Source organism: Geotalea daltonii FRC-32, assembly GCF_000022265.1.
Lineage (GTDB): Bacteria > Desulfobacterota > Desulfuromonadia > Geobacterales > Geobacteraceae > Geotalea > Geotalea daltonii.
On sequence record NC_011979.1, the window covers coordinates 2,533,271 to 2,555,737 of the forward strand.

Sequence of the window (22,467 nt, forward strand, 5' to 3'; positions counted from 1 at the left end):
ACAGTAAAGAGGGCAGGGGCTTTAATCTTGACAACCAGGCTACCTATCTATATTCTAACCGTTTGTTTTTCATGAACATGGCAGCAAGACAGGAGTTCTTGATGAAACCGTTATTTTTGAATCCACCCACTTTTGAAGACTTTGACGGCGGTGCCGGTGCCAGATACCAGGCCTCCCGTGAAGTAACCTCTTTCTGGTACCCTACCTGGCTCTGTTATCCGGCAGGCATGATCCCTGGCAGCAGGGTGGTCGATGCCCCTGTTCAGCGGCTTACCCTGGAGGACTGCCTGAAGATAGCCCTGGATTACGATATGGTCGTTATGTACACCTCAACGCCGACACTGGCCATCGATGTGGAAACGGCGCGACGGATCAAGGCGCAGAAACCCTCTACCGTAACCGTCCTGACCGGCCCCCATGTCTCGGTCCTGCCTGAGGAATCCCTCAAGTTTGCGGCAGGCGCTGTGGACCTGGTTTGCCGCGGGGAATTCGACTACTCCACAAAGGAGCTGTGCGAGGGCAGGGCCTGGCAAGAAGTTGACGGCATCACCTTCATCATGGACGGCAAAATCATCAGTACTCCTGATCGCCCCCCGATCGAGGACCTGGATGCACTGCCTTTTGCCAGTCAAGTCTACATGCGGGACCTGCCGGTCAATGAGTATGTCATCCCCCATTTCAAGCATCCCTATGTATCTATTTACTCCAGCCGCGGCTGTCCGTCCAAATGCATATACTGCCTCTGGCCTCAGACCTTCTCCGGCCGCGCCATGCGTGTCCGGAGCGCCGAGAACGTCTATCAGGAAGTGAAGTGGATTGTGGAAAATGTTCCTGGTGTCAAAGAAATCTCCTTTGATGACGACACCTTCACTGCCAACCGCGAGCATGCACGGGCCGTGGCCGAAAAACTCAAACCGCTGGGCATTTCCTGGACCATAAATGCCCGGGCCAACTGCGATTACGAAACCCTTCGCATCATGCGCGATGCGGGCTTGCGCCATGTGGTAGTCGGCTTTGAAACCGGCAACGAACAGATCCTCAAGAACATCAAAAAAGGGGTGACCAAGGCTCAGGCAATTGAGTTTACCCGCAATTGCAAGAAACTTGGCCTTTCCGTCCATGGCGCCTTCATCATGGGACTTCCTGGTGAGACCCGCGAGACAATCCGCGAAACCATAGAGTATGCCAAGGCTCTCGATCTAAATTCCATCCAGGCCTCGCTCGCTTCACCATATCCCGGTACCGAGTTCTATGATCTGTGCAAGCAGGAGGGATGGATCACCTCCGATTCCTTCCTTGATGAAACCGGCCACCAGACCTGTGTCATCAACTATCCTCACCTATCCAACAAGGAAATCTTCGACGCTGTTGAACTTTTCTACGACAAGTTCTATTTCCGCCCCAAATATATCCTGCGCAGCATTGGCCGGATGATTGTCAATGGCGAAGAGCGGCGCAAGTTGCTCAAGGAAGGACGCCAGTACCTGGAATACATGCGCAAGCGCAAGCAGGCCAGTCAGGGCTGTAACTAGCCATCATGAAAGAACTGATTATCAATGCCGATGATTTCGGCCTTTCCCGCGGCGCCAACCTCGGCATCATCCGAGCCTGGCAGGAAGGTATCCTCACCAGTGCCTCGCTGATGGTAGGAGGTCTGGCCTTTGATGAGGCAGTATCTTTGGCAAAGGCCAATCCTGGGCTGCAGGTGGGATTGCATCTTACCCTGCTGCAGGGAAGGGCTGTGGCGAAACATCCCGGCTTCCCCACCCTGGTCGACCGGGAAGGCAACTTTACCAACGATCCGGTCATGGCCGGCATGCGGTATTTCTTCCTCAAGCCCCTGCGCAAACAATTGGCTGGAGAGATCGAGGCGCAAATTGAGAAATTCCTAGCCACTGGCCTGCCACTGTCACACATCGACGGTCATCTGAACATTCATATGCATCCGGTTGTCTTCGACATACTGCTGCAGTTGATGCCAAGGTATGGCATTACCAGCTTCCGCCTGAGCAGGGAGCGATTTTTCGACAATATTGTCCTCGACCGACAGCGAATGCTCGGCAAAGCGGCTGATGCCTTCATCTTTGCTTCTTTGGCAAAACGCTGTCGACCAGAATTGGAAATGCGCAAAGTTTCGTTCGCTGGAGAGGTGAAGGGATTACTTAATTCGGGCTGCATGACCGAACCTTATCTGCTGAAAGCCCTGGAAAGGTTGCGGCCGGGCCTGTCCGAGATTTATTTCCATCCCGGCTGCTACCCTTGCGATGAACTGAAAAAATGGATGCCCGATTACCTGCATGAAGGGGAGTTGGCGGCCCTGACCAGCCAGGTGGTGAAAGAGAAGCTGATGTCGCTGGGAGTAATCCTGCGCAATTACCGTGGAGAAAAGAAGGCTTATGCTTAAGACTCTAATTGTAATGCTTGTGGCCATAACGGCCGGAACAATCGGCGACATTCTCCTGGCGAAGGGGATGAAGGAACTGGGGGACCTTTCCTCCATGAATCTGCGCGGCATTCTCAATGTGGCCGTTCAGGCGCTGACATCGCCGAAGCTGATCATAGGTACCACCATGCTGGCAATTTTTTTCTTTCTGTGGTTGGCGGTGCTTTCCTGGGAAGACTTGTCGGTGGCTCTTCCGATGCAGGCATTGAACTACGTACTGGTTGCTTTCCTCTCCCAGTATTTTCTCCATGAGACCGTCACCCCCATGCGCTGGGCCGGTACCGTACTCGTTTGCGTCGGGGTCATGCTCATTACCAAAAGCAGTGGCAGCTAGCAGGCTGCTGGCCTGCTAGTTTTTCTTCTGCATATCTTTAACCGCCTTTTCGAATTTCTGCTGGTCGAATCCCTTGAGAATGACCTCGTCATTGCCGATGACAATCACCGGCACCCCCTGGCTTTTATACTTCTTTGTCAGGTCGTCCATGGCGTCGTCATCTACTTCAACATCCCTGTTGAGGAAAGGAATGTTGTTCCTGGTCAGATATTCCTTTGCCGCCTTACAATGTGGGCACCAGGACACGGAATAGAGCACAATCCTCGGATATTTTCGTTGGGCCGCTGCGGGTGGTTTCAGAGGGCTTTGCAGACTTTCTTCCATGGCTGATGCCTGACAGATTGTCGCGGTGCACAATAAAGCAGAGATGATCAGGATTCTGGTTGCAGTTTGCATGACAGCTCCCACTGTTCTCACTTTCCTTTTGTTTTGGCGGTAACAAGTTGTCTGCGGGTCAGGTTGAAGGTGATGGCCTTGGCGATGCCGGGTCTGCGGACCTTGAGCATCACCTTTGTGCCGGCAATGCCTCGCAGACGGTGATCTACCATATCCTGAAAGTTACTTCCCTCAGTGGGCTTGCCGTCAATTTGGGTTATTATGTCGCCTGTTTTTAACCCCGCCAGATGCGCCGGGCCTCCTGCCACCATCTGGCGAACTACGATCTGGCCGTTGGCCCAGGGTACGCCGTCTATGCCGATGCCGCCGAAATTGCTGGCGGAGTTGGCTGCCATGGCCTGCAAAGCCGTAAGGGTGAACATGGACAAAGTGATGGTAAGAGTTTTAAGCATACCTGCTAAAATATACTCCCAGCCTTAACCCTGTCAACCATGGATAAGCTGGAGGTTTGAGGTATGCTTTATAATTATGCATTCGGGAGAAATGGCCATGACTGGCAGAATCAGGATATGCGACGCATTGACTGCGAAAGAGGCGGGTGGAGAGCTTCTGGTAAAGGGATGGGCGAGGACGGTACGGGCAGGCAAGGACGTAGCTTTCCTTGCCGTCAATGACGGCTCATGCATAGCGAACCTGCAGGTGGTCGTCGAACCAGATATAGTCAACTATCCGGAAGTGAGCAGGCTCGGCACCGGCAGCGCCGTGGCCGTAAGGGGTGTTTTACGTGAGTCGCCTGCAGCTGGACAGAGGTATGAGCTTTCTGCCACACAGATTGAGATCATCGGCCAGGCAGACGAATCCTATCCACTACAGAAAAAACGCCATAGCTTTGAATACCTGCGGACTATTGCCCACCTGAGGCCCCGTACCAATACCTTCGGCGCTGTCTTCAGGGTCCGCTCATCCCTAGCCCAGGCCATTCATCGCTTCTTTGCCGAGCGAGGCTTTCTCTATGTCCATACACCCATAATCACCGCAAATGATTGCGAGGGGGCAGGGGAGTTGTTCCGCGTCACGACCCTCAATATGGCAAAGCCGCCGCTGAAGGCAGGCGAAGTTGATTATTCCGGCGATTTTTTCGCCCAGGCAACCGGGCTTACCGTCAGTGGACAATTGGAGGGAGAGCTTTTCGCCCAGGCATTTTCAAATATCTATACCTTCGGCCCGACTTTCCGGGCTGAAAATTCCAATACGGCGCGTCATGCGGCAGAATTCTGGATGATAGAGCCGGAGATGGCCTTCGCTGATCTTATGGCTGATGCGGCTCTGGCTGAAGACTTTTTGAAGTTTCTCTGCCGTCATGTTCTGGACAACTGCACAGAGGATATGCGGTTTTTCAACGACCAGATCGACAAGGGCCTTCTGTCGCGGATCGAGGCGGTGGCTTCATCATCCTTTGCCGTCATGGAATATACCGAGGCAATCGATCATCTGAAAAAAGCGGCTGTCCCTTTTACCTTTCCTGTTGAATGGGGACTGGACCTGCAGTCGGAACATGAGCGTTACATAACCGAGCAGGTTGTTGGAGGTCCTGTTTTCCTCATCAATTATCCAAAGGATATCAAGGCATTTTACATGCGGCAGAATGACGACGGCAGGACGGTTGCAGCAATGGACCTGCTGGTGCCCAAGGTGGGAGAGATCATTGGCGGCAGCCAGCGGGAAGAGCGGTTTGATCTGCTTCTTGAGCGCATGGGGGAGCTGGGTATAAATGAAGAAGGGCTCTGGTGGTACCTGGACAGCCGCCGCTGGGGCTCCTGTCCACATGCCGGCTTCGGTTTGGGATTCGAGCGCCTGCTCATGTATCTTACCGGCATGGAAAACATCCGCGACGTCATTCCTTTTCCCCGTACGCCCAGGCATGCCGAGTTTTGATAGCAGCTGCGGCGATCGAATTAATGGACGAAGCCCCGGCAATCTCATACCGCTAATTTTGCAATCAATTTAGCCATCTTTAAGGCATCGGCGCGGCAGCCGATGCCTTTTTTCTTTATAAAAAGCGCTTTTTTATGTATCTTTCCCCAGTTGCCTTCAGGCTATTCTTCTCCCCACGACTCAATTCCGGAAAGGTTTTATTTATTATGATTAAACATCAGACCACCATAAACCGCATTTTCAAACTATCCGGTATCGGCCTTCACACCGGCCGGGAGGTTACCATGGAATTCCTGCCCCGGCGGGAATTCGGCATTGCCTTTGTCTTCAATGGTCAGCTGGTACCTGCCCGTTACGACATGGTTGCCGACACCCGTCTTTCCACACAGGTTGCAGCCGGGGAGGCATCTGTCGCCACAATCGAGCATCTTATGGCGGCCTTCTATTTTTCCGGCATCACCAACTGCCTTGTCTATATTGATGGACCTGAGGTGCCGATCATGGACGGCTCGGCTTGGGAATTCTACCATGAGCTCTGGCGCGCCGGAATTTATGAGTTTCCCGAGTCGGGGGTGTATCTGAAAATTCAGCGCCCGGTCGAGGTCCGGCATAACGACGCCTTTGTCCGGGTCAAACCCCTTAACACCCTGGACATCACCATGACCATCGAATTTCGTCCACCAGTTGGAAAACAGCGCAAGCGTGTCATGGACGTGGAAAATGCCATTTCCATCATAAACTCCCGTACCTTTGTCCTGCATGAAGAGATTGAGGCTATCAAAAAAGCCGGTCTGGCCAAGGGAGGATCCCTGGAAAACGCCGTCGTCATAGGTGGCGATAGTATCGTAAACCCCCAGGGGCTTCGCTACAAGAAAGAGCTGGTGAACCACAAGATTCTCGACCTGATTGGCGATTTTTATACGTGTGGCTACCGTTTGCTGGGCAAGGTGGAGGCCCACAAGACCGGGCATTACCTGAACAATCTGTTCCTGCGTGAGGTGTTCGCAGATCCTGCCAATTACGCTGTCTACTGAAATGTCTCAGGAACGGAGGAACTCGGACGGCGCATCAGGTTTAGAATGGCATGGTCGGTTGCTATTCCGTGTCTGAACATGGTTCTGATTGACACATTCATAATCATTCCTGAATCATCATGCCGCCCCGTAAAAACCTGGTGAACTCCGCCTCAGGCAGTGGCGATGATAGGAGGTAGCCTTGTATCTCGTTGCAGTTCCGGGTACTGAGGAATTCAAGCTGGCTGTGGTTTTCCACTCCCTCAGCCGTAACCTTAAGATTCAAATTGTGGGCCATGGCAATGATTGCACTGACAATGGCCGTATCGTCGGGATTATTCGGTACATCGCGGATAAAAGACCGGTCTATCTTAACCCTGTTGATCGGGAAGTTCTTGAGGTAGCTCAAGGAGGAGTATCCGGTACCGAAGTCGTCTATAGCCAGACTGACTCCCATTTCCTTCAGTTTGTGCAGGACGGTAGTGCTCTCTTCCGCCTTGGACATGAGCATGCTTTCAGTTAGCTCCAGCTCCAGTTGACTAGGCGCCAGCCCCGTTTTCTTCAGCACTGCTTCAATCAATTCAATGAATTTTTTCTGTCTGAACTGTATCCCGCACAGGTTTACCGCTACCCTGAGCGGCATAAATCCCGCATCCATCCAGGCCCTGTTTTTAGCACATGCTGTCTGGAGAGCCCATTCACCTATGGGTAGGATCAGACCGGTTTCCTCTGCCATCGGTATGAACCTTGATGGAGGAAGCAGTCCAAGGTCAGGATGCTGCCAGCGTATCAGCGCTTCCATCCCCACAAGCCGTCCACTCTTCAGGTCCATCTGCGGCTGATAGAAGATGACGAATTCATTTCGCTCCAGGGCCCTGCGAAGGCTGTTTTCCAGGATGAGATGCTCAAGCGCCTGGACATTCATCTCCCGAGAGAAGTACTGGAAGGCATTTTTTCCCTGATCTTTAGCCTTATACATGGCAAGATCTGCATTTTTAAGCAGACCTTGGACGTCAGTGCCGTCTTCAGGATAGATGGCAATGCCGATGCTGGCAGTGATGAATATCTCCTGATCATTTAAAACCAGTGGCTTGGAGATGGCCGCGAGAATTTTTTCTGCAATCTTGTTCAGATCTTCAGCATGTTCGATGGCAGAGATGATAATGACGAATTCATCCCCTCCGATTCTGGCAACCGTATCGGTTTCCCTTACGCATTCTGTCAGACGCTCGGCGACAGTGGCAAGCAGGCTGTCACCTGCCACGTGTCCCAGTGTGTCATTGATGCTTTTGAATCGGTCAAGATCAAGAAACATGATAGCAACCTTGCGATTGTCACGTACTGCCTGAACAATGCCCTGTCCTAGCCGGTCCTGGAGCAGCGAACGGTTCGGCAAACCCGTCAGGGTATCATAGTAGGCAAGTTGCTGAATCTCGTCTTCTGCCTTTTTTCGGTCGGTGATGTCCCTGACGATTGCCAGTTCTACCTGTTTTCCCTGCCAGATTGTTCTGGCCGTAGTGACTTCAACCGGAACGCAGCTACCATTCCTATGGGCCAGCATAATTTCAAACTGCTTGGGGACGAATTCACCTGCATCTGTTTTTGCCTTTCGTTCGATAATCATTTGCAGGTGGTCCGGGTGAATGATTGTTTCAATGGTGGTCAAAAGCATCTCTTCAACACTGTAACCGACGATCTCTGCGGCTCTCTTGTTGACATAGGCAAGATGGCTGCTGTCAGTGATTATCTGAAGGCCATCATTGGCATTGTCAGCCAGGGCTCTGAAATTGCTTTCGCTCTCTCGCAAGGCATTCTGATGCTGATCGAGTGAAAGTATCATGCTGTTGAATGCATTAATCAGTGTTCCCAGTTCATCTTTTCTTTCAAGATTGATCAGATTATGCAATCCGGATTTATCAGGGATTGCTTCCACATGGCGGGTGATGAGTGAAAGCGGTGAGGTGAGGCGTTGCATCAGAAACCAGACAAAAAGGAGGGTTACTGATGTACCGACGGCCATGACAGTAATGAAATAGATCCTGTTCGTCTTAAGTGGAGCATAGGCTTCGACGATGGGATAACTTGCTGCTAGAATCCAATCGGTAGTTTTAAGGTGTTTGAATGAAGAGAGTGTCTCAATCCTTCTTGAGTTACGGGTTTCTCCACTTCCTTCGAATCCGGCGATTGATTTATCAAAAAGCCTGTTAATGCCCACAGGTACATCTCGGTGCATGATACGATTTTTCTCGGGATGGGCGATTATTGTACGGTGGTTATCGAAAAGGTAAACGTAACCTGTTTTACCGATCCGGGTGTGGGAGAGATCCTCAAGAAAATTCTGGCCCAGAAGGTCGAAACTCCCGCCGAATATGGCAGCCAGCTTTCCGTTACTGTAAATCGGCACGGTGAGCATGACACAGGGGTGCCCAGGATTATGGGTGGAGAGGTAGGGACTTGATATGACCGGCCTGCCTCTGGCCACCGTGTCTTTAAAGTAGTCGCGAAAGGAAATGTCCCGTCCACGCCGGTGCTCACGGTATGGACTCTCGGCAACAATCTTCCCTTCAGGGGAAAAGACGAAAATTGCGTTATCGAACAAAGCGAGCAGTGAATACCTGTTGTCCAGGAAGCGCTGAGCCTTATGGGAATCCCTGAGCTCTTCGAGGGTTATATTTGCTGCAGCTGCCAATAGGGAGTTCTGGGCTATTCTGAGCTTGTCATCTACGTTTTCGGCAAGGGCACTGACGAGGGTGTATTGCTGATTTGAGATACTCTGCTTGTATTCGCGCTCAATGTAAGAAAGGGATAGGAAGGCCAGTATTGCCAGAGAGCAGACAAAAAGGGAAGATACCGCCAGTGCCATTGTTATTTTAAGGCTGAGTTTCCTTATGTCAAAGTCCTTCCCGAGGTTGTTTCCAAGGAGAATACCACACCCCGTGCCGGTTAAAAAGGCTTCTCTGTTTCAATTGATAAAACCCGGTTAATCTTATAAATCTGGACTTCTTTCCGCTGAAAGCGCTACTATGCCCACATGAGCAAAACATTCGCATCTTTTATGATACTGCTAGTTATTTCCCTTGTCTCCTTCGGCACCTGGCAGCTGTTTTTGGGCAATTTTGAGGCCGCGTTCTCCTCTGTCCCTTTTTTGCTTGCTGTCTACTTTTTCGTCAAGGTTTACCGAAAATAGCCGTCTCAATTCCTGAACAAAAAAGCCCGCTTCAGCAGCGGGCTTTTTTGTCTGAGCATGTGGTTTACTTGTCGAGCAGATACTTGCCGACCCAGTTCTTGGAGAACTGGAAGGCTGTGCGCCCGCAACGCTTACTCTTGTCATGGGACCACTGAATTGCTTCTTCTTCAAGTTCTTTGCTCCAGGGAATTTCCAGCTGCCGTTCCTTCGCGTGCCTTTCAACGCACATTCGTACTGCATGAAGATAGCGCTCCTGGGTAAATACGTGGAATGGTATCCATAATCCGAACCGGTCAGAGAGAGAAATCTTCTCTTCCATCGCCTCACTCTGCTGCAACTCTCCATTGACGAACTTGCCGCCGATTTTGTCCGAATCATATTCGGGAATAAGGTGGCGACGATTGGACGTTACATAAATAAGAACGTTTTCCGGTGAGGAATAAACTGAACCGTCCAGGGCGCTCTTCAGCATCTTGTAACTGAGTTCACCAACTTCGAAGGTAAGGTCGTCGCAGAGAAGGATGAAGCGGTATGGTTCATCCCGAACCATCGTGAAGATGTCTGAGAGATAGACCAGGTCTTCCTTTTCCACCTGAATAATGCGCAGTCCCTCACTGGCGAATTCATTAAGCAGCGCCTTGACGATGGAGGATTTGCCTGTGCCGCGTGATCCCCAGAGCAGAGCATTGTTGGCAGGCAATCCCTTGAGAAATTGCTTGGTGTTGTTTACCAGGATCTCTTTCTGTTTTTCCACTCCCAGCAGTTCATCAAGTGTTGAAGTATCTGTAACCTTTACCGGTTCCAGAAAACCGGAGAACGAGTGACGGCGCCAGTTTGCGGCATGGCAGGTGGACCAGTCTATTGAGGCGATTGCCTTTGGAAGCAGCATTTCAACGGAACTCAGAACGCGCTCCAGTTGGGCGACTACTTCAGGTTTCAGGGTCATCATGATTTTTTCTCTCTTCCTTTGGTAGGCTCTTTTGTTTATACAACATTTGCTGCGGGATCAAGGTGTCGGCAACGACAAAAGTTGTATACGTTACGGGCCGCTGCTGTCAAATTAAAAATTCATCCTCACCTTGTTTCTGACAGAAATAAAAAAAGCCCCGCGGCTGGTGCCGGCGGGGCTTGATGTTTATCTGATTTTTTCAGGCAGCGAAGCTGTAAGAAAGGCGCGATGCATTGCCAAGGAAAGATTTCTCCTGGGCATCCTTGACGATGTTTGCCACATTGCGATTAACCGCATATACAGAATCACAAACGGTGCATTCTCTTATTCCTTCAAAGAAACTTTCCGACTGCAAATTGATGTCTAAATGTTCATTGCTTCCGCAGACTGGACAATTCATGTTTATTCCTCTCTTTACGTTTTTGTTTAATAAAACTATAAAGAGATGTATCCCGAATTGCAAGAAATAAAACAACAAAAAAGAAGGAAAATCAGGATGTTGTAGAAATTTTGTATTATCTGTTAATCCTGCTTTCTATTTTGTCTTCCTGTTTCATTTTTACTATCACTTCAAGTTATTGATATTACGCGTCTTTGAAATATATAATTGTGTTTTGCAATCGTTCGCTGTTTTATTTTTAACATATGATTGACATTGGGCTAAAGGAAAGTAAATAGAATCATACCTATGGCGCATTGGGAGACAGGAGGATCATATGTCACTGGTCAAGACGTGGTACACGGTGGAAGAGGCTGTAGCAAAGTTCGGCGTCGATGAAGCGCGTATTCTGGAATGGGTTACAGAGGGGCTTATACGAACAGAGGATAGCGACGGGAAAGTGGTACGGGTGAACGGAGACGACCTGGACTTGAAGATCCAGGAATTGACGGGTATTTGAGCCTTGGGGGGACAGTAGATTGTGTCCCCCCAAGTATTATATATCAAGCTTACAGACCCAACTGCTTAAAGAAATCATTTCCCTTGTCATCCACCAAAATGAAAGCGGGGAAATTCTCAACTTCTATCTTCCACACTGCTTCCATTCCCAGTTCAGGAAAATCGATACATTCCACCTTTTTGATGTTTTCTTCGGCTAGAACTGCTGCCGGGCCACCTATGGAACCCAGATAAAAGCCGCCGTATTTCTTGCAGGCATCTGTAACCTGCTGGCTGCGGTTGCCTTTGGCTATCATCACCATTGAGCCGCCGTGGGACTGGAGCAGGTCGACGTAGGAATCCATGCGGCCGGCTGTGGTGGGACCGAAAGATCCGGAGGGTTTGCCTGCAGGGGTTTTTGCCGGACCAGCATAGTAGATGGGGTGGTTTTTCAGATACTCGGGAAGGGGCTTGCCGCTATCGAGGATCTCCTTGAACTTGGCGTGAGCAATATCCCTGCCGACAACGATAGTACCGGACAGCAGCAGCGGTGTTGAGACAGGATGCTTGCCTAGCTCGGCGAGGATCTCCTTCATGGGCCTGTTGAGATCGATCTTGACACCGTGCTCATGTTTTCCGCGGTATTGATCGGGAATCAGCCGCCCGGGATTCCTGTCCATCTCCTCGACAAAAAGGCCGTCTTTGGTGATCTTTGCCTTGATATTGCGGTCAGCAGAACATGAGACCGCCATGCCTACCGGGCAGGATGCACCGTGGCGTGGCAGACGAATGACGCGAACATCGTGGGCAAAATACTTACCGCCGAACTGTGCACCGATTCCCAGCTTGTATGCCGCCTCAAGCAGCTTGTTTTCCAGCTCAACATCGCGGAAGGCCTGACCATGTTCATTGCCGCTGGTGGGCAGAGCATCCAACTCCTTTGCCGTAGCCAGCTTGACTGCTTTCATGCAGGCGTCGGCAGATGTGCCGCCGATGACGAAGGCAATGTGATATGGGGGGCATGCAGCAGTACCCAGGTATTTCATCTTCTCAATGAGATATTTTTCCAGTTTTTCCGGGGTGAGTAGTGCTTTGGTCTCTTGGTAAAGCATGGTCTTGTTGGCAGATCCCCCCCCTTTGGCCATGAAAAGGAATTTATAATAGTCGCCGTCAGTGGCCATGATGTCTATCTGGGCAGGCAGGTTGGTGCCGGTATTCACTTCCTTGTACATGTCCAGGGCAACGGTCTGTGAATAGCGGAGGTTTTCCTCTGTATATGTCTTATACACTCCTTTGGAGAGGTATTCTTCATCCTTGACCCCGGTCCAGACCTGCTGTCCCTTCTTCGCCACGATGGTTGCCGTGCCTGTATCCTGACAGATCGGAAGCTCAAACTGGGCGGCGATTTCAGCATTGCGCAGAAAGGCCATGGCCACACCCTTGTCGTTCATGGATGCCTCAGGGTCTCGGAGAATTTTGGCAACTTGCTCGTTGTGTGCAGGGCGAAGCAGGAACGAAACATCCCTCATGGCCTCATTGGCCAGAATTGTTAATGCTTCGGGGGCAACGCGAACCACATCCTTGCCTGCAAATTGCTCAACCTGCACATATTTTTCGGAGCCTTCAATCTTGCGGTAATTGGTCTCGTCTTTGCCGACGGGGAAGGGGTCCTGATAATGAAAACTTTTAGCTGCTGCCATCTAAGTTTCTCCTTTCAATTGATATTTCCAGGGCAGAGTAAGCAAAACAGTTTGGGTGCTCTCGAACCTCATGCCACGGTGTCTGGAATGAAATTGTATACAGTATGCCGGAATATATTGGAAAATCTTCAATTTGTCGAGAGAGAAGTTTTCGCACTGTTAAAAATCTCTACACCAGGAACAGTCCCAGCCTCAGCATAAATATTCAGAGTCGGTTGACGGGCTTGAGAGAAAGAGTAGAATTAAATTTGATTAATAATATAAAGGAATCCTTAGGAGCAACCTGTGACTGAACCATCAAGCCTGACAAGTCAGCTCAATAGCAATGTCTTCTTTAAACCTGGTTATATCAGGATGTCCAGGCTCTTGACCGGTATCAACTCCGTAAACAATTTTTTTCAGAAAAAAGGATACGAATTTTTAAAGCTCGAATCCCGTGCCCTGATAAATAAATGCATCAGGCGAACGGGGCTTGATGATTTCGGTGGTGAAGATTTTTGCCATCCCCTCTCTGTTCTTCTGCAGTCCTTCGAATCAGATGCAGACTTGAACCTGTTTGGGCGCATCAGTGTCTATTCCGAAATAATCAGGATGCTGTGCAACAGGCTTCTCATGGTGGCTGACCGCAAGCGGTTTCCGCAGATCGACAGTGAGCGCATAGTTCGCCCTCTTTTCATCACCGGTTTGCCGCGAAGTGGAACGACTTTTCTGCATGCGCTACTGGCGCAGGATCCAAAATGCCGGGCGCCGCAGGTTTGGGAAGTGATGCATCCTTCACCGCCGCCTGAAACAGCCTCCTATTCTTCTGATCCGCGCATTGCAAAGACGGGCAAGGAACTAAGATGGCTGGACATCCTGATTCCATACTTCAAAAGGGTTCATCTCATTCATGAGCGTTATCCACAGGAATGTATTGCCATAACCAGTCATGCTTTCATGAGCTATGTTTTCGAATCGATGTATCATGTTTCCTCATACCGCATTTGGCATGACAAGCAGGATAAACGTCCGGTTTACGAGTTTCACCGCTGGTTTTTACAGCATCTGCAGTGGCGTTCGCCGGGAACCCACTGGGTCCTCAAGGCACCAAGCCACCTGATGGCGCTGGAGTCGTTACTGGATGTATATCCGGATGCAGATATTGTCGTCACCCATCGTGATCCCCTTAAAGTACTCCCCTCGTGTGCAAGCTTTACCCGGGTGTTGCGTGAACCATTTACCAATGGACTAGACAACAAGAAAATTGGCATTGAAGTGAGCAGCCGCTGGGAAGGGAGCGCCTGGCACTCCTTGCAGTTCCGCCAAAGCAGACCTCACCTGCAGAAACGTTTCTTCGATGTAAATTTCACAGACCTGGAGAGGGACCCAATGTCAGTTGTCAATGGTATTTACCGTCATTTTGGCCGAGAAATAGACAGCAGTGCTGAGTTGGCCATGAAAACGTTTATTGCCGGTAATCCAAAGGACAAGAATGGCGCCCATCATTATTCTCTGGAAGAATTCGGTCTTGACCGGGAAACCGAAAAAAGGCGTTTCCAGTTTTACATGGATCACTACTCTATTCCTCCTGAAATGTGAATCAGGTCTTTCAGGTAAACATAAGGGGCATATGCTCATTACTGACCAGGTCGGTGGGTTCCATGGGACGCCTCAATCTGATCCTGCTTCTCATAGCCTCATTTTTCTTTTATGGAATGCTGAAGCAGGTGGGGTGGGAAAACCTGGAACAATATTTCCATCGGGTTGGTTATGCCGGATTGCTTCTGCTTGTGCCTTACGGGATCATGAACCTTTTGTCCGCCCTTGCCTGGCAGGTGCTCATTGTTGATTCGACCGCACCTGTGTCTCTGGGCCGGTTGTTTTTGCTCCGTCTGGCGGGAGAGTCGCTTAATCAATTGACACCAATGGCTTCATTGGGAGGAGAACCTTTCAAGGCTCTAAGGCTGAAGGCCTCAGGTATTTCCTGGCAACAGGCGACGGCCTCGCTCATTATCCACAAAGGACTGATGGTCATGAGCCTGGTCTTGTATATATTTCTGAGCCTTGCCCTGGTGCCTTTTGTCATGCCTGTCGGAGTGTTTAGGCTGGGGCTGCTCCTGGCCTGCGCAGTGATCCTGACCGGGGCAGGGGTGGCCTTTGTTGTTTTGCAGCATCGTAATCCATGTGTCCTCCTGATCAGACTACTGGAGCGTTGGGGTAAGTGCCCGGCTTTTCTGAAGGCGAGGAAGGAAGAGCTGGCAAGTCTCGATGCTGCCATGGCAGGATTTTACAACAGGTATCCCGGCAAAAGTGCACTGGCATTCTTGTTCTTGTTCCTTAACTGGCTTGTGCAGGGAGTTGAAGTTTACCTCATCTTTCATCTGCTGGGCCAGTCGGTAGAGTGGCAACTGGCGTTGTGTCTGGATGCACTGGCCATGCTCTTTACGGCGCTTGGTTTCATGATTCCCGTTCAACTCGGGGTCCAGGACGGAGGGAATGTGTTGCTTGCGCTGGGTTTCAGGCTTGGAGCAGCCGTAGGGTTGGCTTTCAGTATCTTGCGAAGAATAAGGGAGGCATTCTGGTTGCTTGTGGGACTTGTGGTGGTAACATGGGAGAGATAAATTGCTTTGGTCCTTATTGGGATTAACCGGAAGAGGATCAAAATCTACAGGAGGTGGATTGCAATGAAAAAGGTACTTTCGCTTATCACTGTCATGTTCTTTTTGCTGCTTCCCGCGCTGTCCTGGTCGGCTTCTGTCAGACCGGGTGCTTACGTCTCAGGTTTTATCGGAGTTTCCGTTCCCCGTGATGCCAGTGTCAACAGTAGCCAGTTTGCCAGCGATGGTTCCATGCTGAACGCTACCGATGAGGTGGAATTCGACCCTGGAATCAATATCGGCGGCACTGGTGGCTACGATTTTGGATTTCTGCGTCTTGAGGGAGAGCTTTCTTTCAAATACTCTGAAATAAACAGGATTACCGACACTGCGGATGGTTTCAGATTCGGCAACCCTGATGGGAATATCGGTGTTTTCGCCATGATGGGCAACGCCTTTTTCGATCTGCACAATCCCGGTCCGGTTACGCCATATGTGGGGGGAGGCGTCGGGTTTGCGACTCTGCATCTTAGTGACACGTTCGGCACCGACGTTACAACCAGCGGACCAGAACGTATCTTCCTTTATCCGGAGGATGACGACATGGTGTTTGCTTACCAGGCTGGAGCGGGGGTGGGCATTGCTCTTAATCGGAGGCTTACCCTGGATATAGGCTACCGCTACTTCGGCACTTCCAGAGCCAGGTTCGGCGATGGTTTTGACACTGCCGACCTGCGATATGAAAGCCACAATGCTGCTGTGGGGCTGAGGGTGAAATTTTAGCCCCAGTATTAATTCTGTCGCGAAATTCAATGGCAATTTGATGCGGCGAGGTTTGGATGTCGGGCTACGTAAAACCTGAGATGATTATATTCCTGATAGTTGTCGCTTCGGGGATATGCGGTGGCTGGATGGCCGCAAACAGGGGCCGCAATTTCATCGGTTGGTGCCTGATATGTGCGCTGCTGCCGGTATTTTTACTGGTGATATATTTTTCCAGGCCGCTGTGCCAGGTCGAAGGGAAATTCAAACTTTGCCCAAAATGCAGGGAGTATATAAGGTGGAATGAGACTGTATGCAGGTACTGCAAGCAGGTCCAACCACCCCCCCCAGAGTAGTCATTCCGCGTCCAGTTCCCACTGGTCCGCATTCAGGTCGTGACGCAGCAGGTAAACCCTGCTGTCGTCGGCCGCCACCTTGAAGTAGTTGGCATCCACGCCATACCAGCGGTCCAGTATCTCCATTACACGAAAAGTCTGTTCCCCAAGCATGAATGAACTCGGCCGCTCGTCGGCCTTATATCCTGAATAGGTCTGGATGGTCACTGGTACCTGCATAGTCTCTCCCGATTTTATGATACTGATCACCCACTAATTTCCTTTAAACCACCTTCTTCTTCTAGTTAACCATAAAATCTCAGGAAAGGAACCATATTAGCCCTGGTAATTTTACGCTCGAATTGTCTTTACCTCCTGCGGTATTTGCCGAAAAGAAATGCATCTCTTTTCATTTACGGGGGAAGATCATGCAGCTGGTAAAATGGGATAATACTCTGACTTTAGGTGTTGAGCCGTTTGACGACCATCACAAGCACCTGGTATGTCTTCTTAATGAGACCTATGACCTGTTCATTGCGGGCGAAAAGCCGTCATCTCTGGAAGAGGTAATCGATGAACTTATCGATTATGCCACCTACCACTTTTCCTCGGAAGAGCTGTGGATGGTCAAATTGAATTATCCAAAACAGGAAGAACACAAGAAACAGCACGAGGAGTTTTCATCTCGGGTGGTGAATTTTCAGCGAGATTTGATACAGAAAGGAAGCACCTCGACACTGGAAGTGCTCAGCTTTCTACAGCGATGGCTTGTGGAGCACATAAAGCACAGTGATGGAGAGTACAGCAGGTTTATCCATAATGGATGACTTTGAGCGGCCGGCCATGGGTGAAGTATTTATTTCTCACCTGTATAGACAGTGGCGATACCCAGTGTCAGGTCGTGGTGCTGGGTATTTTTAAAACCAACTCCGGCCATGGTAGCTTTGAACTGATCCTGGGAGGGGAATTCAATTACAGAGTCGGGCAGGTATTTATAAGCGCTGAATTTCGAGAAGAGCCCGCCTATGACGGGCAGGACCTTGAGAAAATAAAAGTGATAAAGGTGCTTAAACAGTACAAAGCGCGGTGTGGAAAACTCCAGTATCACCACTCTGCCTCCAGGTTTAAGGACACGGTACATTTCCTTGAGCCCCTGGGACCGGTCAACAACATTTCTGATGCCAAAGGCGATGGTAATGGAATCAAAACTGTCATCGGCAAAGGGAATATCTTCGCAAGGAGCAACCTGCATGTTTATGCGTCCTGCGTAGGACGAGGCAGCCACCTTCTGTTTCCCCAACTCAACCATTTCACCGCTGAAATCGATGCCTGTAATGGAAACTGACGACGGCGTCCGGGCTGCTATTTCCAATGCCACATCTCCCGTGCCGGTGGCGACATCGAGTATGCGGCCATTGGGTGCATATTTGATTTTCTTGACGGCAAAGCGGCGCCAGCTTCGGTCTATGCCGAAACTCAGAACCCTGTTGAGAAAGTCATAGCGGGGGGCGATAGTGTCGAACATTTCCTGGATCTTTTCACCCTTTTCCGTGAGTTTAAACATTTTCCCTACCTTTTTAACCACATAAATGATATAAGTCCGGTTGTTTTGTATCCGGCACTTGGGAGACAAAATTTTTAACACAAAGGTGGCATGCATACCAGAAAAATGTTACTCCGGCTCAACCGATAGAGCCGTAGCAAGGCGTCAGGTCCAACCCCTGCCGTAACCGAGGGTTACAGTTGTTTTCCTATTTTCGCCCCCAAGATATCGCGGACATACTGATCATGAGTTTTCTTGTCTACCAGCTGTACAGCTGGTTCAAGAATACCAGAGCACTGCAGGTGGTAATCGGCCTCGGCTTTCTCGGTCTTCTCTATGTGATAACCAAGAACCTGGGGTTGTTCATGACCAGTTGGATACTCCAGGAACTGGGGACGGTTCTCTTCATCCTCCTTATTGTCATCTTCCAGGGCGAAATACGTCAGGCACTTTACCGTTTCAGTCTTTTGAGGAACCTCTTCGATCGCCAGGACAACCCATCCCAAATTGACATTATGGATCTGGCCAATACTGTTTTCTCTCTGGCTCAGGAGAAGACAGGCGCACTGATCGTTTTTCAGCGTAGAGAGAACCTGGATGACTACCTTTTGCATGGTATCCAGTTGGACAGTCTACCCTGCAGCCAGCTCTTGATGAGTATCTTCAGGGATGGAGCTCCGTTGCATGACGGCGCCGTCATCATACGGGAAGGTCGCATTGCCCAGGCTTCCTGTCATTTGCCCCTTTCCTCCAGCACCGACATCCCCCAATATTTCGGCACCAGACATCGCGCCGGGCTAGGCTTGACCGAGCGTTCAGATGCTGCTGTCATAATCGTATCGGAAGAGAGAGGAACGGTTTCCCTTGCTCTCGGCGGTGAGCTATCTCGAATGGATTCCCCGGAAGAGCTGTATGACACGCTCAACACCATTCTTTCTCCTCCCGTTCAGGAAGTAAGTACGACCACCCTACGTCGCAAGCTTTTTGGTAATATTGTGCCAAAGATGGCCATACTGCTCTTTGTTCTTGCATGCTGGCTGTTGATAACGTCACGCCAGGGAGCAATCCTTACTGTCAATGCGCCGGTAAAATTTCATAACCTCCCCAAAGAACTGGCTTTAATAAAAACTACCCCTGAAGAGATTGAGGTGCAGCTGAAGGTCTTTTCCAATCTTATTCCTTCGCCTAAAGAGATGGATATAATTGCCGATGTTGACCTGTCTCGGGCTAAGGAAGGGGTAAACAACATTGCTATCCGCAGTGAAGAGATAAAGCTCCCGCCTGGCGTTATTATTGCCGGACTTAGCCGCTCCACGATCAGGGTGGTTGCAGATAAAAAAATTATCCGTCATATAACGGTGAAAGCCGGCACTGTGTCAAGACTGCCGGGGAAGCTGCGGCTTCGATCCGCAAAGGTGGACCCACCCACTGTTGTTGTTGAGGGTCCTGCCCATGTGGTGAATCAGTTCGATCAGGTGCAGACCGAGGAGATTGATTTGTCTTTAATACGGCAAAGCACAATGCTTGAGAGGAGGGTGCTTTCCCCATCGCCCCAGTTGAGAGTGTTGAGGGATGAACCTGTAAAAGTCCGTGTTTTAACAGGGCGCTGACACCTTGGGGTTGACAAGATCAAAAATTTGTTATATAAAAGGAACAATTTTAATGTGATTGTAGAACAGAAAGGAGGGTAGATGGCTAATTACATTAGGTATATATTAATCTGTGTCATTATTCTTACTTTTCCTTCTTTTGTCTTTGCAGCAAAAACTCACCGGGTAAAAAAGAACGAAACCCTTTTCAGTCTTGCCAAAAAATACCACGTCACAGTTCAAGATATCAAATCCACCAACAATCTGGTTAGCAGTCATATAAAACCGAAACAGGTTCTTGTTATTCCTCCCCGCTCCGTAGAGGCTTCCTCCGCCGAGCGCAGAGAGAGCAAAACCAAGGTCAGCACCTACAAGGTGAAAAAAAGCGAAACCCTTTCGCGTATTGCTAAAAAGACAGGCGTTTCGGTAAGCGAGCTGAAACGTCTGAACAATCTGAGCAAAAGCAAGGTAAGACCTGGAACCGTTCTGGTTCTGCGAGAGCGAGAGACTACGGACGAGGCTCCGGTACAGCGGACCGCCAAAAAGCTCCAGCTACGCCACAGCGACCTGTTCAACGAGAAGGATTACGAACAGAGCCTGGCCGAGCTCACTGAACTTGATCCTGATCAAAAAGTAGATCTGAAAAAAAGTGCCGAACTTAAAGTCGATAATATTCAGGAACTGAAGAAATCTGCCTATGGCTTTCTCGGCACCAGGTATCGTTTCGGTGGCAGCTCAAGGAGCGGTATCGACTGTTCCAGTTTTGTCCAGCAGGTATTTCGCGAGCTGGAAGTGTCCCTTCCAAGAACTGCACGTGAACAGTTCGGCATGGGGGCTGAGGTTGCACCTGGCGATCTGCAGAAGGGGGATCTGATTTTCTTTCGCACCTACGCTTCCTATCCTTCCCATGTTGGCATCTATCTGGGCAACAATAAAATGATCCATGCTTCATCAAAAGATCGCCGTGTCGTGGTTTCTCCCATCAATACCTATTATTACCGTTCCCGCTTCATCGGGGCTAAAAGAATTGTGGAAATAAATCCGGACATTTTCAAATTTGATGACCTTCTTCTTGGTGTAGAAGAAGAAACCATGGATGATGTGATTGCCAATGATTCCTTGGGCCTGACACAGGCAAAATAAAATCGTACCTCCCCGAGGTAAAAAAGATCCGGCCTGTGGCTGGGTCTTTTTTTTATGCAAAACTGCTGATGGAGAAACCTTGACCCAGGTACTTCTTGCATATAAATCAAATAGTGCTGGTGCAAATGATCCATATACCTCCCTGCTGCCTGTAGGTCTTGGATATATCAACGCAGTATTGAACAGCCACGGATATGCTTCCCAAATGGCCAATTTTTCCAAGTTCAGCTGGAAAGAGACGGAATCCATAATTTCCCGAATGCGTCCCCAAGTCCTGGGCATTGCGCAATTTACCCATAACAGATTCGAGTCAGTGAAACTGGCCGCTTTGGCTAAAAAAATCAATCCCGCTACCTTTGTTGTTTTTGGTGGTCCCCATGCCACACATCAATACCGGGAGATACTCGACCGCCATAAGCAAGTGGATGCGGTAGTGCTGGGGGAGGGGGAGGAGAGTTTCCTTGAATTAGTGGCAACTCTTAAGGATGAGACCCCGCGCCTCGCAGAGATAAAAGGTATAGCTTTCCGCACTGCTAATGGCATTATTTCCACTACTGCAAGGCCACCCATTGCCGATCTTGACTCAGTCCCATTTCCGGCAGCATATATGGACAACGCCTTGGGGGTGGATCTGCACCGGCAGCTGGAGTTCATTATCACCTCACGGGGCTGCCCGGCAGCCTGCCTGTTTTGTTCGTCTCCCCTCTTCTGGGGAAAATCATTACGTCTGCGTTCGCCACGCAATATGGTTGATGAAATAACCCTTATCCGTAATCGCTGTGGGTTGATCTATTTTTCCATCCGCGATGATACCTTCACTGCCGACAAGGGCAGAGTCATGGAGTTCTGTCGACTTCTTCGTAAGGAAAAGGTCTTTATTCTCTGGAACTGTCAATCCAGGGTCAGTGCTGTCGACGAAGAGCTGCTTTTTGCAATGAAGCGGGCAGGTTGCGAATGTATCCAGTTCGGAGTCGAATCAGGGTCTCCACGCATTTTAAAGGCGCTGGGCAAAGGGATCAATACCGAACAGGTCAGAAAGGCCTCTGCTTTGGTGAGGAAAGCAGGCATGAACCTGTCCATTTATTTGATTACCGGGGTGAAAAACGAGGTTGATGCCGATACCGATGCCACAATCAAGCTGGTAGAAGCTATTCAAGCCCATGATGGGCAGGTATCGCCATTGGCATACTATCCAGGTACGGGGATTTTCAGCAAAGATGTTAAAGCTGGAGTAATCGGCAGGGAAATATTCAATGAAGATAGACATGAAGCGCTCTATGTGCGAGATGATGCCTTTGTCGGATCTTCAACACAGCGGTTGCTGGAAACGGTCGCCAAGGTCGGAAAGGGAGCCGGATATGGTGAAAGGGATTTTCAGTCCCATAAGAAATTGCTCGGCTATTGCCATGCTACCAACATCATGTCTGGAGAGATGTATGAGGATGAAGGACGATGGCAACTGGCAGAGAGAGAATACCGTGAGATAGCCGAAAGGGAGCCGGAAAACCCATGGGGTTGGCTTCTTCTTGGGGCTCTATATGGAAGATTGGGCGCCCTGGAGAAGGCCTGTAGCAAATACAAACGGGTTCTGACTGTTGTTCCGGCCCATGCCCCGGCTTTCTCAGATCTGGGAGAACTGATGATGCTGATGGGCAAGACTTGGGAGGGTATGGAATATTTTAAAAGAGCTCTTGAGCTAAACCCATATGATCCAAGAGCGAAGCAAGCACTCAAGACCAGATAGA

General features: G+C 49.9%; 21 protein-coding genes. 13 read left to right on the forward strand and 8 right to left on the reverse strand.

Features of this window, described 5'->3' with window-relative positions; translation table 11 throughout:
• Positions 1–101: 101 nt before the first annotated feature.
• Genes hpnJ through GEOB_RS11405 form a run of 3 tightly spaced genes read left to right on the forward strand, consistent with a single transcriptional unit; the run spans position 102 to position 2,777 of the window.
• Entirely contained in the window at positions 102–1,532 is a 1,431-nt protein-coding gene (gene hpnJ / locus GEOB_RS11395) for a hopanoid biosynthesis associated radical SAM protein HpnJ (protein ID WP_012647372.1), read from the forward strand.
• Between the two features lie 5 nt (positions 1,533–1,537).
• On the forward strand, positions 1,538–2,404 hold the full coding sequence (hpnK, locus tag GEOB_RS11400) for a hopanoid biosynthesis-associated protein HpnK (RefSeq protein ID WP_012647373.1): 867 nt from the start codon (positions 1,538–1,540) through the stop codon (positions 2,402–2,404).
• Complete coding sequence (locus GEOB_RS11405; protein ID WP_012647374.1) at positions 2,397–2,777, forward strand: EamA family transporter; 381 nt, start codon at positions 2,397–2,399, stop codon at positions 2,775–2,777. Before hpnK ends, GEOB_RS11405 begins: the two co-directional genes overlap by 8 nt.
• A 15-nt stretch (positions 2,778–2,792) precedes the next feature.
• Here GEOB_RS11405 and GEOB_RS11410 read toward each other — a convergent pair whose 3' ends face one another.
• Entirely contained in the window at positions 2,793–3,173 is a 381-nt protein-coding gene (locus GEOB_RS11410; protein ID WP_012647375.1) for a glutaredoxin domain-containing protein, read from the reverse strand.
• 17 nt (positions 3,174–3,190) lie between these two features.
• Complete coding sequence (locus GEOB_RS11415; RefSeq protein WP_012647376.1) at positions 3,191–3,565, reverse strand: S41 family peptidase; 375 nt, start codon at positions 3,563–3,565, stop codon at positions 3,191–3,193.
• Positions 3,566–3,662: 97 nt separating this feature from the next.
• Here GEOB_RS11415 and asnS point away from each other — a divergent pair, with 97 nt between their 5' ends.
• Both asnS and lpxC read left to right on the forward strand, forming a co-directional pair.
• Positions 3,663–5,048: an asparagine--tRNA ligase gene (asnS, locus tag GEOB_RS11420; RefSeq protein ID WP_012647377.1), complete on the forward strand. Its 1,386-nt coding sequence runs from the start codon at positions 3,663–3,665 to the stop codon at positions 5,046–5,048.
• A 206-nt stretch (positions 5,049–5,254) separates the two neighbouring features.
• The gene (gene lpxC / locus GEOB_RS11425; protein ID WP_012647378.1) at positions 5,255–6,082 is read left to right on the forward strand and encodes a UDP-3-O-acyl-N-acetylglucosamine deacetylase; all 828 of its coding nucleotides are present in this window, start codon (positions 5,255–5,257) and stop codon (positions 6,080–6,082) included.
• A 103-nt stretch (positions 6,083–6,185) separates the two neighbouring features.
• On the opposite strand, the gene GEOB_RS19355 is transcribed toward lpxC, so the two are convergent.
• From GEOB_RS19355 to GEOB_RS19775, 3 genes are all read right to left on the reverse strand, one after another.
• Positions 6,186–8,924, reverse strand: coding sequence for a bifunctional diguanylate cyclase/phosphodiesterase (locus GEOB_RS19355; RefSeq protein ID WP_012647380.1), 2,739 nt, complete (start codon positions 8,922–8,924; stop codon positions 6,186–6,188).
• 388 nt (positions 8,925–9,312) lie between these two features.
• Positions 9,313–10,197, reverse strand: coding sequence for an ATP-binding protein (locus GEOB_RS11435; RefSeq protein ID WP_012647381.1), 885 nt, complete (start codon positions 10,195–10,197; stop codon positions 9,313–9,315).
• Between the two features lie 199 nt (positions 10,198–10,396).
• Positions 10,397–10,597: a hypothetical protein gene (locus tag GEOB_RS19775; protein ID WP_012647382.1), complete on the reverse strand. Its 201-nt coding sequence runs from the start codon at positions 10,595–10,597 to the stop codon at positions 10,397–10,399.
• Positions 10,598–10,913: 316 nt separating this feature from the next.
• On the opposite strand from GEOB_RS19775, the gene GEOB_RS11445 reads away from it, so the two are divergent.
• A complete protein-coding gene (locus GEOB_RS11445; protein ID WP_012647383.1) occupies positions 10,914–11,096 on the forward strand; it encodes a MerR family transcriptional regulator in 183 nt (60 codons plus the stop codon).
• A 49-nt stretch (positions 11,097–11,145) separates the two neighbouring features.
• Here GEOB_RS11445 and GEOB_RS11450 read toward each other — a convergent pair whose 3' ends face one another.
• Positions 11,146–12,774 carry a fumarate hydratase gene (locus GEOB_RS11450; protein WP_012647384.1) on the reverse strand — a complete coding sequence of 543 codons (1,629 nt, stop codon included), beginning with the start codon at positions 12,772–12,774 and terminating at the stop codon, positions 11,146–11,148.
• 612 nt (positions 12,775–13,386) lie between these two features.
• On the opposite strand from GEOB_RS11450, the gene GEOB_RS11455 reads away from it, so the two are divergent.
• The 3 genes from GEOB_RS11455 to GEOB_RS11465 all read left to right on the forward strand — a co-directional run bounded on the left by GEOB_RS11455 (position 13,387) and on the right by GEOB_RS11465 (position 16,133).
• Positions 13,387–14,352, forward strand: a complete 966-nt coding sequence (locus GEOB_RS11455) for a sulfotransferase family protein (protein WP_230198932.1) — start codon at positions 13,387–13,389, stop codon at positions 14,350–14,352.
• A gap of 62 nt (positions 14,353–14,414) precedes the next feature.
• A complete protein-coding gene (locus tag GEOB_RS11460) occupies positions 14,415–15,374 on the forward strand; it encodes a lysylphosphatidylglycerol synthase transmembrane domain-containing protein (RefSeq protein ID WP_012647386.1) in 960 nt (319 codons plus the stop codon).
• 63 nt (positions 15,375–15,437) lie between these two features.
• Positions 15,438–16,133 carry an outer membrane protein gene (locus GEOB_RS11465; protein ID WP_012647387.1) on the forward strand — a complete coding sequence of 232 codons (696 nt, stop codon included), beginning with the start codon at positions 15,438–15,440 and terminating at the stop codon, positions 16,131–16,133.
• 335 nt (positions 16,134–16,468) lie between these two features.
• Here GEOB_RS11465 and GEOB_RS11470 read toward each other — a convergent pair whose 3' ends face one another.
• Positions 16,469–16,687: a hypothetical protein gene (locus GEOB_RS11470; RefSeq protein ID WP_012647389.1), complete on the reverse strand. Its 219-nt coding sequence runs from the start codon at positions 16,685–16,687 to the stop codon at positions 16,469–16,471.
• Positions 16,688–16,875: 188 nt separating this feature from the next.
• On the opposite strand from GEOB_RS11470, the gene GEOB_RS11475 reads away from it, so the two are divergent.
• Positions 16,876–17,274 carry a bacteriohemerythrin gene (locus tag GEOB_RS11475; RefSeq protein ID WP_012647390.1) on the forward strand — a complete coding sequence of 133 codons (399 nt, stop codon included), beginning with the start codon at positions 16,876–16,878 and terminating at the stop codon, positions 17,272–17,274.
• Between the two features lie 29 nt (positions 17,275–17,303).
• Here the strand turns inward: GEOB_RS11475 and ubiE are convergent, their stop codons facing one another.
• Entirely contained in the window at positions 17,304–18,011 is a 708-nt protein-coding gene (gene ubiE, locus GEOB_RS11480) for a bifunctional demethylmenaquinone methyltransferase/2-methoxy-6-polyprenyl-1,4-benzoquinol methylase UbiE (protein WP_012647391.1), read from the reverse strand.
• A gap of 179 nt (positions 18,012–18,190) precedes the next feature.
• Here ubiE and cdaA point away from each other — a divergent pair, with 179 nt between their 5' ends.
• From cdaA to GEOB_RS11495, 3 genes are all read left to right on the forward strand, one after another.
• Entirely contained in the window at positions 18,191–19,600 is a 1,410-nt protein-coding gene (gene cdaA, locus GEOB_RS11485; RefSeq protein WP_012647392.1) for a diadenylate cyclase CdaA, read from the forward strand.
• 81 nt (positions 19,601–19,681) lie between these two features.
• A complete protein-coding gene (locus GEOB_RS11490; RefSeq protein WP_012647393.1) occupies positions 19,682–20,722 on the forward strand; it encodes a C40 family peptidase in 1,041 nt (346 codons plus the stop codon).
• A 79-nt stretch (positions 20,723–20,801) separates the two neighbouring features.
• A complete protein-coding gene (locus GEOB_RS11495; RefSeq protein WP_012647394.1) occupies positions 20,802–22,466 on the forward strand; it encodes a B12-binding domain-containing radical SAM protein in 1,665 nt (554 codons plus the stop codon).
• Position 22,467 lies beyond the last annotated feature (1 nt).

What these genes read in the sequence shown, in the direction of transcription:
- hpnJ (WP_012647372.1), top strand. Translation starts at nt 102, where the DNA reads ATGAAACCGTTATTTTTGAATCCACCCACTTTTGAAGACTTTGACGGC.
- hpnK (WP_012647373.1), top strand. Translation starts at nt 1,538, where the DNA reads ATGAAAGAACTGATTATCAATGCCGATGATTTCGGCCTTTCCCGCGGC.
- GEOB_RS11405 (WP_012647374.1), top strand. Translation starts at nt 2,397, where the DNA reads ATGCTTAAGACTCTAATTGTAATGCTTGTGGCCATAACGGCCGGAACA.
- GEOB_RS11410 (WP_012647375.1), bottom strand. Translation starts at nt 3,173, where the DNA reads ATGCAAACTGCAACCAGAATCCTGATCATCTCTGCTTTATTGTGCACC.
- GEOB_RS11415 (WP_012647376.1), bottom strand. Translation starts at nt 3,565, where the DNA reads ATGCTTAAAACTCTTACCATCACTTTGTCCATGTTCACCCTTACGGCT.
- asnS (WP_012647377.1), top strand. Translation starts at nt 3,663, where the DNA reads ATGACTGGCAGAATCAGGATATGCGACGCATTGACTGCGAAAGAGGCG.
- lpxC (WP_012647378.1), top strand. Translation starts at nt 5,255, where the DNA reads ATGATTAAACATCAGACCACCATAAACCGCATTTTCAAACTATCCGGT.
- GEOB_RS19355 (WP_012647380.1), bottom strand. Translation starts at nt 8,924, where the DNA reads ATGGCACTGGCGGTATCTTCCCTTTTTGTCTGCTCTCTGGCAATACTG.
- GEOB_RS11435 (WP_012647381.1), bottom strand. Translation starts at nt 10,197, where the DNA reads ATGATGACCCTGAAACCTGAAGTAGTCGCCCAACTGGAGCGCGTTCTG.
- GEOB_RS19775 (WP_012647382.1), bottom strand. Translation starts at nt 10,597, where the DNA reads ATGAATTGTCCAGTCTGCGGAAGCAATGAACATTTAGACATCAATTTG.
- GEOB_RS11445 (WP_012647383.1), top strand. Translation starts at nt 10,914, where the DNA reads ATGTCACTGGTCAAGACGTGGTACACGGTGGAAGAGGCTGTAGCAAAG.
- GEOB_RS11450 (WP_012647384.1), bottom strand. Translation starts at nt 12,774, where the DNA reads ATGGCAGCAGCTAAAAGTTTTCATTATCAGGACCCCTTCCCCGTCGGC.
- GEOB_RS11455 (WP_230198932.1), top strand. Translation starts at nt 13,387, where the DNA reads ATGGTGGCTGACCGCAAGCGGTTTCCGCAGATCGACAGTGAGCGCATA.
- GEOB_RS11460 (WP_012647386.1), top strand. Translation starts at nt 14,415, where the DNA reads ATGGGACGCCTCAATCTGATCCTGCTTCTCATAGCCTCATTTTTCTTT.
- GEOB_RS11465 (WP_012647387.1), top strand. Translation starts at nt 15,438, where the DNA reads ATGAAAAAGGTACTTTCGCTTATCACTGTCATGTTCTTTTTGCTGCTT.
- GEOB_RS11470 (WP_012647389.1), bottom strand. Translation starts at nt 16,687, where the DNA reads ATGCAGGTACCAGTGACCATCCAGACCTATTCAGGATATAAGGCCGAC.
- GEOB_RS11475 (WP_012647390.1), top strand. Translation starts at nt 16,876, where the DNA reads ATGCAGCTGGTAAAATGGGATAATACTCTGACTTTAGGTGTTGAGCCG.
- ubiE (WP_012647391.1), bottom strand. Translation starts at nt 18,011, where the DNA reads ATGTTTAAACTCACGGAAAAGGGTGAAAAGATCCAGGAAATGTTCGAC.
- GEOB_RS11490 (WP_012647393.1), top strand. Translation starts at nt 19,682, where the DNA reads ATGGCTAATTACATTAGGTATATATTAATCTGTGTCATTATTCTTACT.